The organism is Sphingomonas sp. KR3-1 (assembly GCF_040049295.1).
Taxonomy (GTDB): domain Bacteria; phylum Pseudomonadota; class Alphaproteobacteria; order Sphingomonadales; family Sphingomonadaceae; genus Sphingomonas.
This window is the reverse complement of the sequence record NZ_JBDZDQ010000002.1, coordinates 166,949-181,798: the sequence shown is the minus strand read 5'-3', so window position 1 is coordinate 181,798 and position 14,850 is coordinate 166,949. Positions and strand designations below refer to the sequence as shown.

Here is a 14,850-nt window from a genome sequence, read left to right as displayed (position 1 = left end):
AAGGACGGCCAGATGCGCGGCACGAGCGGATGGAGCAGCTTGCGGGCCCGGGCCGCCCTCCCCGCCTGTCTGCTCGCTGCCACCCCGGCAACCGCGCAGGATCGCCCGCAGGAGCAGATCCACGACCAGGCGATGACGCTGACCAGCGCGCAGGCGCAGGCAGCGCCGGACAAGCCCGAGAAGAAGAAAAAAGCCGATCTGCTGATCGTGCCGATCCCGCTGTCGAGCCCGTCGCTCGGCACCGGCGCAACGGTGGCCGCGGTGCTGTTCTACAATCCCAACCACGCGCCCCAGCCCTGGATCAGCGGCATCGGCGCGATGGCGACGAGCACCGGCACCAAGGCGATCGGCGCCTTCCACACCATGTCGCTGGGCCATGACAGCGTCCGCTTCATGATGTTCGGCGGCTATGGCGACGCCAAGCTCAAATTCTACGGCATCGGCAGCGCGGCGGGAAACCGCGGCGCGCATGTCGACCTCGAGGACAAGGCGATCCTCGGCCTCGTCCAGGCGCAGGTCCGCGTCGCCCGATATTTCTACGGTGGCGTGCGGATCCAGTATCTCGACCTCGATTCCAAGGCCGAGGTCCCGCACCCGAACTATCCCGATCTCGCGCTGCCGCCGCTCGAGCTCAAGAGCACGCTGGCGACGATCGGCCCCTCGCTGACCTATGACAGCCGCGACAGTTCGCTCAATCCGCGCAGCGGCGCCTACATCACCGGCACCTGGATGTTCGATGCCAGGTTCCTCGGCAGCGACTTCGATCATGCCAAGCTGCAGCTCGGCGCCAGCCTCTATGGCGCGCTCGCCAGGGGCACGACGGTCGCCGTCCGCGGTTCGACCTGCAGCGTCACCAAGCGCGTACCCTTCTACGACCTGTGCATGTACGGCCAGGGCGGCGACCTGCGCGGCTACGAGACCGGCCGCTATCGCGATCGCGCGAGCTGGGCGGTGCAGGGTGAGTTCCGCCAGCATCTGTTCGGCAAGTTCGGCGCCGTGGCGTTCGGCGGCCTGGGCGGCGTCGCCTCGAGCCTGCAGGACGTCGGCCGTAGCGACATCCTGCCCTCGGTCGGCGCGGGGCTGCGCTTCCAGGCGTCGAAGAGCAACAATGTGAACCTGCGGCTCGATCTTGCCTTCGGGCGCGACGGGCATGCCGTCTATTTCGGCATCGGCGAGGCGTTCTGAGCCGCATCGGCAAAAACCCCATGCCGCCCTGCGCATTTCCCCCGAGCCCGCATCCGCGCCGTTTCCCCTAGGCTGCCCGCACGCAACCAGGAGCCCGCCCGATGGAGAATGCCAAGCAGCTCGTGCCCCTGCTCGTCCAGGGAAGCATGTTCCTGATGATCATGGCGGTGGCGATGCAATGCCCGTGGCGCGAGGTCGTCGAGCAGATCCGCCACCCCAGGCTGCCCGTTCGCGCCTTCCTCGCGGTGAACGTCGTCGTGCCGGTAACGGCCGTGCTGCTCGCGCTGGCGCTCGACCTGCCGCAGCCGATCGCGGCGGGGCTGATCCTGATGGCGGTGTCGCCGCTCGCCCCGCTCGTTCCCGGCAACGCACTCAAGACCGGGGCGCAACGCTCCTATATCCTGGCGACCTATCTGCTGCTGATCGTCATCGCCATTCCCGTGGTGCCGCTGTCGCTCAAGCTGATCGACAGGGTCTTCGGGGTCGAGGCAACGGTGCCGGCGGCGACGATCGCGATGATCGCCTTCATCTCGGCGCTGCTGCCGATCGCGATCGGCCTGCTGCTCGCCGCCCTCGCCCCGCGCTTCGCGGCGCGCGCGGCCGGGCCGATCACCTTGGTCTCGACCCTTGTCCTCGCGCTGTTCGTCCTGCTGCTGCTCTGGCTGCAGGGGCGGGTCTATCTGCACATGATCGGCAACTTCACGATCCTCGCCTTCGGGCTGACCGTCGCTTCGGGGATCGTCGCGGGGCATCTGCTCGGCGGCAAGGATCCGGAGAACCGCGGCGCGCTGGCGATCGCGGCGGCGATCCGCCATCCCGGCATCGCCTTTGCCATCGCCAATGCCAGCGGCGCCGGCCCGGGAGCGAAGGCGGCGATCATCCTGTTCCTGCTCAACGGCGTGATCATCGTCTCGCTCTATGTTGCCTGGCTCAAACGCCATTTGGCGCGCCGCCCCGCCGCTGCCGCCGGGCAACCGTGAGGCGCGCGGCGCTCAGGGTATTTCCCTGTCGATATGAGGGTTCCGCCCGATTGTTGCGCAAGCCCCGGAGGCCGACATTGGCAACGCACTGCGAGCGAACCCGCTCTCAACAGGCGCGTAGTGCACAGGGCTGAGCGAGACCGGACCCACCCCCCCGGACACCCGTTCTCCTCGGCCCGAGGCGTGGCGGCGGAACTGGGCAGCTCCGCCGCCATGTCCTGGCGCTCCACGGCTTGTGGAGGGGCATGCGCTATCTCTCTCCGGCGCTCTTCCTCCCCATAGGACCCGGAGGCACGAAGGGGCCGCGTTCACACCGCGGCCCCTTTTCGCATGCCCGTCCCTGGCGCACGAAAAGAGGGGCGGACGGGTTGCCCCCTCCGCCCCATGGCCGCGCGGTCGCGCTGCGCGGGTTATTGGGCCCCGGGCTGGGGCGGGAACTTGGCGAGGACGGCGTCGATCGCAGTGTCGATCTTCGCCTGGTCGACCTTGCCGGGATCGATCTCCTGCGTGGCGACGCCGTGCCAGATCGGCTTGCGGGTGGCGACATCGTACAGGTCGATCACCAGCGTGCCGTCGGTCACGTTGCGCACATCGACGTTGCGATAGCCGGCACCCCAGCCCCAGCCGCGATAATAGGGACCATAGGGGCCGAAATCGGTCACCTCGACCCGGTCGCGCCGGCCGAGCGTGAAGGCGATCGCGAAATCGCCCTTCTCCACTGGCTGATAGCCGCGCGCCGCCAGCGAGCGGTCGATCGAACCGCGCACCCGGTCGAACAGCAGCGGGTTCATGCCCTGGGGCACGCCGGTATAGACCCAGCTATACTGGTGGTATTTGGCGTAATCGACCGTCTGGTCATAGTCGGTCTTGACGGTGGGCGTATCGGTGCACCCTGCCGTCATGAGGGCAAGACCGACTATAAGCGCGCTGCCGGTCCTTCGTGCAAAGTCATGGGCATTCATCGGTCGGTCTCCCTTGGTACGACCGACAGAAATTGCGCGATATTCGAACGCGCTAATATTGGGGGATGCCCGGATCGGGCATCGGTATCAGTACCGATACGGTGGAGAGCCAGCGGCCGCATCCCGCGCACTTATCCACAGCCCGCAGCTAGTCAGGGTTTTTCATGATAGGCAGGGGCCGGGAATCGGACGAGACTGTGACACGAACAGGGGCACGGTAATGACACATCCACTCCCGCCCATCGCGGCACCGAAATGAGCAGCGCAACACGGCGCGTGCTGATCGCGGACGATCACGACGTCGTGCGGCGCGGCGTCCGCACCTTGCTCGAGACGCGGCCCAACCTGGTGATCGTCGGCGAGGCCGCCAATGGCCGCGCCGCGCTGGAGGAGGCGCGCTCGTCCAAGCCCGACATCGCGATCATCGACTATTCGCTGCCCGAGCTGAACGGACTCGATCTTACCGCGGCGCTGAAGCGCGAGAACCCGCGCGTCGAAGTGCTCGTCTACACGATGCACGATCGCGAGAACCTGGTGCTCGACGTGCTGCGCGCCGGCGCACGCGGCTATGTGCTCAAGTCCGATACCGAGAAGCACCTGCTCGCCGCGGTCGACGCGCTGTCGATCCACCGGCCCTATTTCTCGGGGGTGATCTCCGAGACGCTGCTCGAACGGTTCCTGGAATCCTCGCCGTCCGCGCACGCCACGCTCACCCACCGCGAGCGCGAGGTCGTCCAGCTGATCGCCGAGGGCAAGATCAACAAGGAAATCAGCCACATCCTGGGCATAAGCGTGAAAACGGTCGAGACTCACCGCGCCTCGTGCATGCACAAGCTGAAGCTGCGCACCACTGCCGAACTGGTGCGCTTCGCGGTGCGCAACAACATCATCCAGGCCTAGGAAAGCCCCGCACCCGCCGCACCAGGCGGCAGGCAGCGCGATCAGCTCGCGCCCAGCGGCACCCCGAGCATCGGCGCAGGGAGGAAGTCCGCGCCGCCGTCGCGCGGGATCATCGCCGCCAGCGTCGTGCCCTGCGCGCCGAGGCCGGGCTTGAGGTGCAGGCAGCCGCCCAGATCCTCCACGCGCCGCCGCATCGCCGGCAGGCCGATGCCCAGCCGGGCGCGGCTGCGGTCCTTGGGCAGGCCGACGCCGTCATCGCAGACCACGATGAAGAAGGCGCGCACCCGGCTGATCAGGCGGATCCGCACCTGGTGGGCGCCGGCATGCTTCTGCACATTGGTCAGCGCTTCCTGGACGAGCCGGTAGATCGCCGATTCCACCGCGGTGCCCCGCCGCCGGTCCTCGCCATAGACGCGCAGCGCGACGTCCAGCCCGCTGCGATCGGCAAAGCCCCTGCAGAGCAGCCGCACCGCCTCGTGCAGCCCGCTGCGGCGCACCTCGGGCGGATGCATCACATAGGTGACGCCGCGGATCTCGCGGTGGAACTCCTCGAGCAGCCCGCTGAGCTCCTCGGCCATCGCGACCACGATCGGGTCCTTGCTCAATTCGCGCAGCCGGGCGAGGCCGAGATTGACGCCGACCAAGTGCTGCGCGGCAGTGTCGTGCAGTGCTGCGGCGACGCGCCGGCGCTCGTCGTCCTGCGCGCGCACCAGGCTCGCCTGTGCCTGCATCAGGTTCGAGCTCAGCTTGATCGTCTGCTGGCGCAGGTCGTGCAGCTCGGTGACGTTGACACGCGAGATCGTCGCATAGCGCCGCCCGCCGACTTCGAAGCAGTCGACCGAGAACTGATAATAGACCCCGTCCGTGGTCGAACGGTAGAGATGGACGAAGTGGTTCTGCGCGCGCGATTCCACTGCCTGCAGCCCTTGGAGCAGCGCCCGGCTGGTCTCCCCCTGCCGGCTGGCGAGCTCCTCGATATAGCGTTTGAAGTTGGCGCCGATCTTCACCAGCTCGCCATGACCCAGCAGCATCGCTTGCTCCAGCCAGGAGCCATTGACGGTCAGGATGTTCCACCAGCCATCGACCACCGCGACCTGCGCCGGCGCGCCATAGACCTGGTTTCGTGCGTCGCAGCGCACGGTGAGGGCGGCAGCGCCCGCAGGCGGCCGTTTCCCGTGGTCGGCTTCGCGTCTGGTCTCGGAATTACCAGCGTCTTCGGGTTGTCCCGGAAGATACGACATGTGCTGCCCCGATTCACAAGTTCGAAACACAGGGATTTGCCTTCCTCCCTCCCCCTAAAGAAAGAAGAGACAATCCCGCAGCGATAATATTGTATGTCCCGATTATTTCAATCGGTTAAAGTACTGACGAAACATAATTATAACTCGATATAGTTAACGTTAAGATAACCTTTTACTGCGGAGCGGGGTGCATACAAAATCATGCAATCGCCCCACGATAGCATCCAAATTTCGTACCCTGGGCAAATGGGACAAACCCCTAGGAGACGCAAAACGGCGCCCGTCGGAAGGCTCGCAGCGCAGGTCGTGCAAGCGTGAGTCGCGGCCCGGCCCAAGGCAAAATCGGGATTTCCGCCGGCCGGATATCCGCAGCCATCCCGATAGCCGCCGGCCCGCCTTTGGCCATAACCGGGCTACCGACATTGCGGGGCGGGTACGCTTATCCGCCAGCCAGATCGAAGGAGGCCGTCCCGATGCGTCCCGAACCGCGGCGTTGCACCTGGCTTTTCGCGCTCGCGCTGGCAGGCGCCGCCGCCCTTCCCGCCCAGGCGCAGGACCTGGCCCGCGAGCGCGGCGCCGGCGGCCCGATGCTCGGTGGCGCGCTGGAGGACCTGTGCCGCGGACAGGGCCAGCCCTCGCAGCTCTGCGCCAGCTATCTGCGCGGCTCGTTCGAGGGGCTGATGATCGGCCAGGCGAGCATGACCGATGGCGGCGGCACCAGCTTCTGCCTTCCCGATGTCGGCGTGACGCTCACCGAGGTGCGCGAAGCCTTCCTCACGCTGATGCTCGCCGAGCCCGATCGGCGCACCCAATATGCTGGCGTCTCGCTGCTCGACACGCTGCAGGATGCCTGGCCCTGTGCCGATGACGACGATCTCGTCCCCTATGTCGAGACAGCCTCGGCGCAGGCGCGCCGAAGCCGGCCCGGCGCCGGCGCGGCGTTGCGGCGCGCATCGCATCGCTCGCAGCGGGCGGTCGCGCACATGCTGCGCTAGCACCCCATCCCAGCAAATGCCGCGCCCGCCCCTAGTGGCTTTGCCCGATAGCGGGGCCCGGCCCGCCCCTTATCCTCCAGCGACTTCCCTCGATCGACGGGACACGCGCTTATGGGCCGCCACTGCATCCACGCCTGCCTGACCGCCCCGCTCGCGCTGCTTGCCACGCCGCCGCACGCGGCTGCGCAGGACGCGCCGGAGGCCAAGGCGACCGAGGCCGCCCAGGTGGCCGAGGCGGTGGAGCATCCGGACACGCCGGCGGCGGAGAAGAAGGAGAAGAAGCGCGACATGCTGATCGTGCCGGTGCCGATCTCCAACCCCAGCTCGGGATCGGGCCTCGCGGTCGGCGGGATCGTCTTCTACAATCCCAGGCACGAGCCGCAGAACTGGGTGTCGGGCGGCGGCATCCTCTACACCAATCGCGGCACCAAGGGCATCGGCGCGTTTCACAACATGACGCTGGGGCAGGACAGGTTCCGCCTGCGCGCGATCCTCGCCTATACCGACGGGCCGCTCAAATATTTCGGCACCGGCGATACCGCGGGCTTCGCCGGCACCTCGGTCGACCTGCCCAACAAGAACCTGTCGGTGCAGGTCCAGGCCCAGGTCCGCGCCTTCCCGCACGGCTATGTCGGGCTGCGCTACAAATATTCGCACTATGACGCGAAGGATCCCGAGGATCCGCTGCCGCCCGGCTTCGTCCTGCCGCCGGCGGCGGAGCTGAAGAGCGCGCTGTCGATGCTCGGGCCCTTCCTGTCCTACGACACGCGCGACAACCAGACGCTGCCGGCGCACGGCCTGTTCCTCTCGGCCAACTGGATGTTCGGCGCCCGCGCGTTCGGCGACAGCTTCGGCCACACCAAGCTGCAGCTCACCGGCAATGCCTATATGCCCGCCGGCCGCAACACGACGCTGGCGGTGCGCGGCGTCACCTGCGGCGTGACCGGTCATGTGCCCTTCTACGACCTGTGCAGCTTCGGCGCCGGCATCGACCTGCGTGGCTATGAGGCGGGGCGCTACCGCGACCGGGTCGACTGGGCGGTGCAGGGCGAGGTGCGCCACCGGTTCAATCGCCGCTTCGGCGCGGTCGCCTTTGCCGGGCTGGGCGGCATCGCGCCGTCGCTCGGCCATATCCTCGACAAGGGCGACGCGCTGCCGAGCATCGGCGCCGGCGTGCGCTACCGGCCGTTCCGCGACAACGACGTCAATCTGCGGCTCGACGTCGCGATGGGGCTGCACGGCCCCGGCCTCTATTTCGGCATCGCCGAGGCTTTCTAGAAGCGGAAGCCCGCGCCCAGGATCGCGCGGCTGTTGCCCTTGCTTCCCTGATATTCGGCCTGCAGCGCCCAGCGCTTGGCGATCTGCAGGTTGAAGCCGAACACCGCCGCCCATTTGGTCGGGTTCCACGCCCGGGTGCGATAGCGCAGCCCCAGCGCGTCGCCGTCGGCGAACAGATCGTCGGCCTCCAGCGCGCCCTCGATCACGGTATCGATATCGAGATATTGCCCGCCGCCATAGACGGTCAGCTCGGTGCCGCGCCCGGGATGGAAGCGCGGCCCGACGCGCACGCCGGCGGTGCTGGTCCGTATGTCCGACCGCTCCTTCGAGGCGAAGCTCTCGGTGTGCGAGGCCATCACCGATCCGAACCAGTGCTGCCCGCCATAGACCGCGATCGCGCCGGTGGTGACCGTCACATTGTCCACCGTCGCCTTGAAATCGAGATGCTGCTGGCAGCGCCCGTTGCGACACAGCACCGCGGGGGCGATCTGCGACAGGTCGATGTCCACTCCCACATCGACACTCCCCTGCATGCGCCCGACATTCACGAACAGGTTGAGGTTGGGCAGCAGCCAGGCGTCGGCGCGGAACTGCACGCCGCCGCTGCGCCCGCGCAGCCCGTCGGTGGTGACGAAGGGCACCGGGGTCAGCGTCGTGCCCGCCGGCACCGCCCCGCCCTTGGCGAAGGCCACGGCCAGGTCGCTCGAGGCGAGATCCTCGACATTGTGGACGTACATCGCGCTCACCCCGAAGGGCAGCGGCAGGTCATAGCCGCGCCGGCGCGCCGCCTCGGCCCGGAAGGGCAGCAGCTTCTGCCAGCGGCGGTCGCGCGCCCGTTCCGCCTGGAGCGCCGCGTCCGCTTCCCGCTGGGCGCCGGCGCGGGCCTGCTGTGCCGCGGCCGGCCGCGGCGCCGCGACGAGCAGGGCAAGGGCGATCGCGGGCAGCTGGACATGGCGCAAGGGGCGGATCCCGTCTGTGGTGCCGCGCGAATCTGCCTTGCGCAGCCGGGACGGGTTATCCTGACAAACCCGCGGCGCTCGGCGGGGCGGACCCTGATGCGCAAAGGGCTGGCCCGGCCGATACGCCGCCGAGCCAGCCCAACGTCCCCTTTGAGACCCCCGGCGGCGGCGCCTGGCTCCGAATCCCATGCTCGACCAGAACCAAGGGGAATCGCCGCCGTCGGAGAAGTGCATAGTCGGCCGGCACTTAGCCCGCGCCAATCGGGATATGTCCCGATCGGACCCGATGCTTCGCCAGCCCGCCGCGCGCCGCCTTCGGGCCGGCCCCGATGCCGCGCCCGGAGCCCGGAAGGCATGATCGGCGCCACCCACCCCCTAGGATGAAAGAGGCAAGACTATGCTGCTCCCGCTCCTGCTCGTCGCCACGGCGCTCGCCGCGCCCCAAGCCCAGCCTGCCCAGGCCAAACCCGCCCATCCCGATCCCGCCGCGGTGTTCGCCAACATGGACACCAACAAGGACGGCAAGGTGAGCCGCGCCGAATATGTCGCCGCGCGCGCGTCGCGCTTCGCCACGCTCGACCGCAACAAGGACGGCGCGATCAGCAACGCCGACTTCCCCCGCGCCGCTGGCAATCCCAGCGCGGCCACGCGGATCGCCTCGATGATCGACGAGGCCGATGCCGACAAGGACGGCAAGGTCACCCGCGCCGAGCTCGACAAGGCGCCTGCGCCGGGCTTCGACCGGGTCGACACCAACCATGACGGGTTCGTCACCAAGGCCGAGCTCGAAGCCGCCCGCGCCGCCGCGGCCAAGGCGCGCGCCACTCACTGACTCGCGCCGCATGCGCGCAAAAAAGGGGCCCGCGGCGTGGCCGCGGGCCCCTTTCGTGACCGTCATTCAGGGCTGGGCGACGATCACATAGGAGACGCCCGACGAGAGATATTGCGGGCGATACCAGAGGTTGTTGCAGGTGAAGTAGGTCATGTCGGCCCGCACCACCTTGGGGCAGTTGGGCGGCAGTGCGTAGACCACCGTGCCCGGCGCGGTCGCCGTGTTGACCACGACGACATCGGGCTGGCTCGCGGCGGAGACCACCGCGGCGGTAGTGCCTGCGATCACCGCGCCGGCGGCGAAGTCCCAGAAGGGATCGTCGTCCCAGCCCCAACCCCAGCCCCAGCCCGGAGGCGGTGGCGGCGGATAGGGCATCGGCGGCCCCGGCGGGTGCGGCCCTGGCCCCGGCGGCGGCCCGGGCGGATGGGGTCCCGGTCCAGGTCCCGGATGTGGCCCAGGCCCCGGTCCCGGCGCTGGCCCAGGAGGATGCGGTCCAGGCGCTGGCCCTGGCCCCGGCGGGCGCGGCGAAGGCCCTGCCCCGCCGCCGCCGTTCGGGCGCGGTGGCATGCCGCCACCGTCATGGATGCCGCCGCCGCCGCTGCCCGGCCCGTGGAAGTTGCTCGGCACGCCGGCATGCATGCTGCCGCCGCGCGCGTGGAAGCCGCCGCCGCCGAAGCGCCGCTGCGCGCTCGCGTCCATGGTGGAGGCGAGCAGCGCCGCGCAGGCGCTGGCGGCGAGGAGAGGAGCGGAAGCGCGCATCACGGTTTCTCCACGCTGTCGAGCTTGGCCATCTGGATCTTGCTGGCGCCGCTCGGGGGCTTGAAGGCGAAGCTGGCGGGCGTGAACTTCACCGCCGTGTTCCAGGTCAGCTCGGCCGAATAGGAAGGGTGGACGGGATCCGATCGATCGGTGATCGCGATCTTCATCGGCAGCGGCTTCGGCCCGCGCGCGATCCACAGCTGGAAGTCCAGGTCCTCGCCGCGAAAGGCGAACTGGTCGGTGTCGACACCGCCAATCCTGGCATAGCCCACCCGCACCGCTGACTGGAGGCCCTCGGTCGGCGCCCCGGCATCGGCCCAGGTGAAGATGTCCGACAGCGGCAGGCTGACGCCATACTCGTCGTACAGCCCGTCGACGACGGCGCGGATCGTCGGCGGCGCATCGACCACCGAATAGAAGCCCTGGCGCGGCACGCTGACCGTGAAGGTCTTGCCGTCATAGTAGAATTGGCGGAACTGCCGGTCCGAGCGCAACTCGATGAAGAAGGCATTGGGCCGCTGCACGCGGTAGATATTGTCGAGCCCCAGGGTCACCTTCAGGTCGGTGTCCTCCATGTTGGTCTCGATCGTCGCCTTGCTGTGGATCTCGAAGCTCTTCAGCGACTTCATGTAACTGCCCATCGCCTGGAGCGCGGCGACCGCCAGCGGATCGATCGTGCCGGCGGCGGTCGTCGGTGCCGGTTGCGCGGCGTCCTGGGCAAAGGCGGGCGCGGCGAGCAGCGCGATCGCGGCCATGCCCAGCTTCCATCGATTCCGTCCGTCCATCGCGCTTCTCCAAGGCTGGTTGCGGTGCGAGGATCGCGCGCGCGCCGGGCCACTCCAATCAGGGGAAACCCGCTGAAAGCCTCGGGACTTTGCCCGAGCGTTCAGCCGCGCAGTCCCGCCGCCTCGGTCGCACAGGCAGCCTCGGCCGGCAGCGGCGCGCGCAGCGCCTCCGCCTTCGCCTTGAGCAGGTCGGCGCGGAACCCCGGATCGGCATGCAGTCGCGCCACCGCCGCGGCGGCGACTACCCGCCCCGCCTCGACATCGCTTTCCCAATGCGCGTTGCAGACCAGCCGGCTCTCGCCGAAGTCCCGCCCGCGCGCGAGGATCGCATCGGCATGATGCGGGGCGATCTCGGTGAAGATCAGCGCCCAGCCCCAGCCGATCGCGCTATGCCCCGAAGGATAGGAGCCGTCGCTGCGCAGCGCCGCCTCGTCCTTGGGGAAGCAGGTCGCGTTGCCGTGCGCCATGAAGGGCCGCGTGCGCTGGTAGTGCGTCTTCGCCTTGTAGGTCGACAGACCGATGTCGACCGCCGACTTGCCGAGCAGCTTGAACAGCACCGGCGTGGCCGTGGGATCGGGCGCGAAGCCCGCCGCGCAGGCAAAGGTCTGCGCCAGGTGCGCGAAGTCCAGGTCCGCGTCGCGCGCCGCCTGGGTCCAGCGCGGGCTGCCCGGCGGCCGCGTCATCGCCGCGCTCACGGCCTCGTCGCGGGCGAAGGCCGGCGATCCGGCCTCGGGCGGCGGCGGCAGCAGCGCGAGGCTGTCGGGATAGTCGCTGCGGGCGAGATAGCCCTGCGGCAGGGGCTTGGCGGTCGCCGGCGCCGCATCCTGCGACGCGGCGCCGCTCGTCAGCAGGAGCAGCGCTCCCGCCAGCGCGGGCGCGAGCGGCGTGCGCATCTATTGCCCGGCGACCGCGCGGGCGCTCGCCATCGCGCGATCGACTGCGTCCTTCACGCAGCCCGAAGTGCTGTCGACCACCGGGTAATGCGCGTCGAGCCAGTCGCAGGATTTCCTGGCCGCGGCGCCGAACCGCGTCTGCGCGGCCGCCAGCCCGGCGGCGGTCGTCAGGTCGAGGTCGGAGACATCGACCTTGACCGAATGCGCCACGGTATCGGTCATGTCGCCGGGGCTGCCGCCATGGCGCGGCGCGGTGACGGTGATCGAGTTCCGGTCGTCCTGGCTCTGCGCTAGCACGGCGGCCGGCACCAGCAGCGATCCGGCGACGCAGCAGGCAATGTGGTGAGCAAGCGTCATGGCAACCTCCCGTTGAAAGCAGGGATGCGGGCAGCTTCGCGGGGTGGGGCGACGCGAGGGGTTGCGCCGCCCCGTTCGGGGAGCTCAGCCGCCGCCGGATGCCTCCGCCATCTTCGCCACCGCATCGTCGATGGTGAAGGTGTTGGGCTTCTGGACCGGCGGGAAATCCTTGAACGTCGCCGCGAACTGGTCCGCCAGGCCCCAGGCGCCGTAGAGGATGTAAGCGTGGTAGAGGAACCACTCGTAATAGCTGTTCGACGTGATGTCGGCGAACTCGTACGGGTCGGTGCGCAGGTTGAACAGCTTGGGCAGGCGCAGCTTGACGAAGGGCTCGGCCCAGAGCTGCATCGTGCCGGGCAGCCGCTGCTCGAGGAACACGACCTTCCAATTGTCGTAGCGCACGCCCAGTATGTCGCCGTCGTCGCTGATATAGACGAACATCTTGCGCGGCCCCTCGTCGACCTCGCCCGTCAGATAGGGCAGCAGGTTGAAGCCATCGATGTGGTTCCTGTAGGTCCGCCCGATCGCCTGGTAGCCGGTCTTGAGCTTCTCGACGACGTCCGCCGCCCCGGCCATCGCCAGGAAGGTCGGCAGCCAGTCGTGATGCTGGACGATCTCGGTCGAGACGCTGCCGGCCGCGATCTTGCCCGGCCAGCGGACGATCTCGGGGATACGGAAGGCGCCTTCCCAATTGGTGTTCTTCTCCGAACGGAACGGAGTCATGCCGCCATCCGGCCACGAGTTGCGATGCGGCCCGTTGTCGGTCGAATACATCACGAAGGTGTCGTCGGCGATGCCGAGCTCGTCGAGATAGTCGAGCAGCGCGCCGACATTCCTGTCATGGTCGATCATCGTGTCGTGATAGGGCGACTGCCAGCGGCCGGCCTGGCCCAGGCTCTCGGGCTTGGTATGGGTGAACATGTGCATATGGGTGAAGTTCACCCAGACGAAGAACGGCTTGTCGTCGTCGACCTGGCGCTTGATGAAGTCCTTCGACGCCGCCTCGAACTCGTCGTCGACCGTCGGCATGCGCGCGACGCTGAGCGGCCCGGTCTCCTCGATCTTCTGCTTGCCGACCTTGCCCCAGCGCGCATGCGTGGTGGCATCGTCGGTATCGGTCGCCCAGCTATGGACCACGCCGCGCGGGCCGTTCTTCGCCTTGAAGCCCGGGAAGTCCTTGTCCGGATAATAGTCGTACATCTCCGGCTCCTCCTCGGCATTGAGGTGGTAGAGGTTGCCGAAGAACTCGTCGAAGCCGTGGTTGGTCGGCAGCATGTGGTTCAGGTCGCCGAGATGGTTCTTGCCGAACTGGCCGGTGGCATAGCCCTGTTCCTTGAGCAGCGCGGCGATGGTGACGATCTTCTCGCTCATCCCCACCGGCGCGGCGGGGGCGCCGACCTTGGACAGGCCGGTGCGCAGCACACTCTGTCCGGTGATGAAGCTCGAGCGCCCGGCGGTGCAGCTCTGCTCGCCATAGCTGTCGGTGAACATCATGCCTTCCTTGGCGAGGCGATCGATGTTCGGGGTCTGATACCCCATCAGGCCATGGCTGTAGCAGCTCAGATTGCTGATCCCGATGTCGTCGCCCCAGATCACCAGAATATTGGGCTTCTTCGCCATGACCGAGTCTCCTTGGTGGAAGTCGGCCCGGACCCTGACGCCGGCGCGCTGGCCGGGACATCGGCACTAACCCCGCCTTGCAGGAGGGACTTTCCCGGTCATTCGGGGAAGAGCAAAGTCAGCGTCAGCCGCGCTCCCCATTCCGGGCCGCCGGTCGGGCTGACGGCGTAATATTTGCCGGTCGCGGCGATCTGGACGGGCTGCCTGCCGATCCTGGCGATCCGCCCCAGCGTCAGGTTGACCGGCACCGTCCACTGCCTGCGCTTCCAGTCATAGATCGTCTCGGTGTTGATCCCGAGGCTGGTGGTGTCCTTGAAGTTCTTGCTGAAGAAGGGCTGGAGGAAGGTGTTGCTGGTGTTCGGCCGGTCGTCCTTGCCGGCAATCGACCAGAGATGGTTGGCGAGGATGCCGATGGTGTAACCGCTCGGCGTCTGCTTCAGGATCAGCCCGGTCGGGCCCGCCTGCCATTTATGCGATCCGAAATCGGAATTGCCGGTCGGATAGACGAACACGGGGCCCAGCCCGACGGTCAGGCCGCCGCCGGTCGCGGGCTTGAGGAAGAAGCTCTGCGTGGTGTCGCCCAGCCCGGTGCCGCCGAGGTTGCCCGGGGCGCTGGTCCCCTCGGAGATGAACGGCAAGATGGTCCGCACGATCAGGTGCAGGCTGTCGGTCAGCGGCGTGGGGATCACCGGCTGGATGTTGAGCGTGTAGCGCGCCGCACCGTCGGGCCCGAAGCAGCAGTCGAAATTGTTCTGGAAGGGCACGCTGATCAGGTCGGAGATCGGATTGGCCGCCTTCTCGGCAAGTGAGGCCGCATCCGCCTGCGCGGGCGGCGCGTCGGGCGGAGCGGCTTCCGGAACGCCGGTCTGCGCCGCAGCGGGAAGGCTCGCGGCCAGGGCGGCGAAGGACAGCATGGACCTGAGCATCGGCGGTTCCTCCGGAAATGGCCGCCAAGTCTCGTCCCGTCCGCCCCGTCCGCCCATCGGGCCCAACCCCGAGCGCTATCCGCGCTTTTCCCCGAGAAAGCGGCGGGGGCCGCATCGGGGTCGCCCTTGCCGCGAAGCCGGGGTTCATCCCGATGGGCGGCGGGCGCCCGCTTGGAGA

The 14,850-nt window shown here is 68.3% G+C and carries 15 protein-coding genes; 6 read left to right on the top strand and 9 right to left on the bottom strand.

Annotated elements, in window-relative coordinates:
* The first annotated feature begins 39 nt into the window (after nt 1-39).
* Nucleotides 40-1,185 (top strand): BamA/TamA family outer membrane protein, encoded by a 1,146-nt coding sequence (locus ABLE38_RS12795; protein WP_348974611.1) that lies wholly within the window; start codon nt 40-42, stop codon nt 1,183-1,185.
* A gap of 101 nt (nt 1,186-1,286) precedes the next feature.
* On the top strand, nt 1,287-2,165 hold the full coding sequence (locus tag ABLE38_RS12790; RefSeq protein ID WP_348974610.1) for a hypothetical protein: 879 nt from the start codon (nt 1,287-1,289) through the stop codon (nt 2,163-2,165).
* Nucleotides 2,166-2,575: 410 nt separating this feature from the next.
* Here ABLE38_RS12790 and ABLE38_RS12785 read toward each other — a convergent pair whose 3' ends face one another.
* Nucleotides 2,576-3,067: a DUF4136 domain-containing protein gene (locus ABLE38_RS12785; RefSeq protein ID WP_348974609.1), complete on the bottom strand. Its 492-nt coding sequence runs from the start codon at nt 3,065-3,067 to the stop codon at nt 2,576-2,578.
* A 315-nt stretch (nt 3,068-3,382) separates the two neighbouring features.
* Here ABLE38_RS12785 and ABLE38_RS12780 point away from each other — a divergent pair, with 315 nt between their 5' ends.
* On the top strand, nt 3,383-4,027 hold the full coding sequence (locus tag ABLE38_RS12780; protein ID WP_348974608.1) for a response regulator transcription factor: 645 nt from the start codon (nt 3,383-3,385) through the stop codon (nt 4,025-4,027).
* A gap of 41 nt (nt 4,028-4,068) precedes the next feature.
* On the opposite strand, the gene ABLE38_RS12775 is transcribed toward ABLE38_RS12780, so the two are convergent.
* Nucleotides 4,069-5,166, bottom strand: a complete 1,098-nt coding sequence (locus ABLE38_RS12775) for an ATP-binding protein (RefSeq protein ID WP_348974607.1) — start codon at nt 5,164-5,166, stop codon at nt 4,069-4,071.
* Between the two features lie 575 nt (nt 5,167-5,741).
* Here ABLE38_RS12775 and ABLE38_RS12770 point away from each other — a divergent pair.
* A complete protein-coding gene (locus ABLE38_RS12770; protein WP_348974606.1) occupies nt 5,742-6,263 on the top strand; it encodes a Rap1a/Tai family immunity protein in 522 nt (173 codons plus the stop codon).
* Between the two features lie 111 nt (nt 6,264-6,374).
* Nucleotides 6,375-7,541 carry a BamA/TamA family outer membrane protein gene (locus tag ABLE38_RS12765; RefSeq protein ID WP_348974605.1) on the top strand — a complete coding sequence of 389 codons (1,167 nt, stop codon included), beginning with the start codon at nt 6,375-6,377 and terminating at the stop codon, nt 7,539-7,541.
* On the opposite strand, the gene ABLE38_RS12760 is transcribed toward ABLE38_RS12765, so the two are convergent.
* The gene (locus ABLE38_RS12760) at nt 7,538-8,500 is read right to left on the bottom strand and encodes a porin family protein (RefSeq protein WP_348974604.1); all 963 of its coding nucleotides are present in this window, start codon (nt 8,498-8,500) and stop codon (nt 7,538-7,540) included. The genes ABLE38_RS12765 and ABLE38_RS12760 overlap by 4 nt on opposite strands.
* A 397-nt stretch (nt 8,501-8,897) precedes the next feature.
* On the opposite strand from ABLE38_RS12760, the gene ABLE38_RS12755 reads away from it, so the two are divergent.
* Nucleotides 8,898-9,332 carry an EF-hand domain-containing protein gene (locus ABLE38_RS12755; protein WP_348974603.1) on the top strand — a complete coding sequence of 145 codons (435 nt, stop codon included), beginning with the start codon at nt 8,898-8,900 and terminating at the stop codon, nt 9,330-9,332.
* A 66-nt stretch (nt 9,333-9,398) separates the two neighbouring features.
* Here the strand turns inward: ABLE38_RS12755 and ABLE38_RS12750 are convergent, their stop codons facing one another.
* The 6 genes from ABLE38_RS12750 to ABLE38_RS12725 all read right to left on the bottom strand — a co-directional run bounded on the left by ABLE38_RS12750 (nt 9,399) and on the right by ABLE38_RS12725 (nt 14,672).
* Nucleotides 9,399-9,707: a hypothetical protein gene (locus ABLE38_RS12750; RefSeq protein WP_348974602.1), complete on the bottom strand. Its 309-nt coding sequence runs from the start codon at nt 9,705-9,707 to the stop codon at nt 9,399-9,401.
* Nucleotides 9,708-10,090: 383 nt separating this feature from the next.
* Nucleotides 10,091-10,876 carry a DUF2092 domain-containing protein gene (locus ABLE38_RS12745; RefSeq protein ID WP_348974601.1) on the bottom strand — a complete coding sequence of 262 codons (786 nt, stop codon included), beginning with the start codon at nt 10,874-10,876 and terminating at the stop codon, nt 10,091-10,093.
* 101 nt (nt 10,877-10,977) lie between these two features.
* The gene (locus tag ABLE38_RS12740) at nt 10,978-11,769 is read right to left on the bottom strand and encodes a phosphatase PAP2 family protein (protein WP_348974600.1); all 792 of its coding nucleotides are present in this window, start codon (nt 11,767-11,769) and stop codon (nt 10,978-10,980) included.
* Nucleotides 11,770-12,126 (bottom strand): UrcA family protein, encoded by a 357-nt coding sequence (locus ABLE38_RS12735; protein ID WP_348974599.1) that lies wholly within the window; start codon nt 12,124-12,126, stop codon nt 11,770-11,772.
* Nucleotides 12,127-12,210: 84 nt separating this feature from the next.
* Complete coding sequence (locus ABLE38_RS12730) at nt 12,211-13,746, bottom strand: arylsulfatase (RefSeq protein WP_348974598.1); 1,536 nt, start codon at nt 13,744-13,746, stop codon at nt 12,211-12,213.
* A 98-nt stretch (nt 13,747-13,844) separates the two neighbouring features.
* Complete coding sequence (locus tag ABLE38_RS12725; protein ID WP_348974597.1) at nt 13,845-14,672, bottom strand: hypothetical protein; 828 nt, start codon at nt 14,670-14,672, stop codon at nt 13,845-13,847.
* Nucleotides 14,673-14,850 lie beyond the last annotated feature (178 nt).

Bases quoted from the DNA above. Each gene is read 5' to 3' on its own strand.
- ABLE38_RS12735 (WP_348974599.1), bottom strand. From the start codon at position 12,126: ATGACGCTTGCTCACCACATTGCCTGCTGCGTCGCCGGATCGCTGCTG.
- ABLE38_RS12750 (WP_348974602.1), bottom strand. From the start codon at position 9,707: ATGCCCTATCCGCCGCCACCGCCTCCGGGCTGGGGCTGGGGTTGGGGC.
- ABLE38_RS12780 (WP_348974608.1), top strand. From the start codon at position 3,383: ATGAGCAGCGCAACACGGCGCGTGCTGATCGCGGACGATCACGACGTC.
- ABLE38_RS12785 (WP_348974609.1), bottom strand. From the start codon at position 3,067: ATGACGGCAGGGTGCACCGATACGCCCACCGTCAAGACCGACTATGAC.
- ABLE38_RS12755 (WP_348974603.1), top strand. From the start codon at position 8,898: ATGCTGCTCCCGCTCCTGCTCGTCGCCACGGCGCTCGCCGCGCCCCAA.
- ABLE38_RS12770 (WP_348974606.1), top strand. From the start codon at position 5,742: ATGCGTCCCGAACCGCGGCGTTGCACCTGGCTTTTCGCGCTCGCGCTG.
- ABLE38_RS12730 (WP_348974598.1), bottom strand. From the start codon at position 13,746: ATGGCGAAGAAGCCCAATATTCTGGTGATCTGGGGCGACGACATCGGG.
- ABLE38_RS12765 (WP_348974605.1), top strand. From the start codon at position 6,375: ATGGGCCGCCACTGCATCCACGCCTGCCTGACCGCCCCGCTCGCGCTG.
- ABLE38_RS12745 (WP_348974601.1), bottom strand. From the start codon at position 10,876: ATGGACGGACGGAATCGATGGAAGCTGGGCATGGCCGCGATCGCGCTG.
- ABLE38_RS12790 (WP_348974610.1), top strand. From the start codon at position 1,287: ATGGAGAATGCCAAGCAGCTCGTGCCCCTGCTCGTCCAGGGAAGCATG.
- ABLE38_RS12740 (WP_348974600.1), bottom strand. From the start codon at position 11,769: ATGCGCACGCCGCTCGCGCCCGCGCTGGCGGGAGCGCTGCTCCTGCTG.
- ABLE38_RS12725 (WP_348974597.1), bottom strand. From the start codon at position 14,672: ATGCTCAGGTCCATGCTGTCCTTCGCCGCCCTGGCCGCGAGCCTTCCC.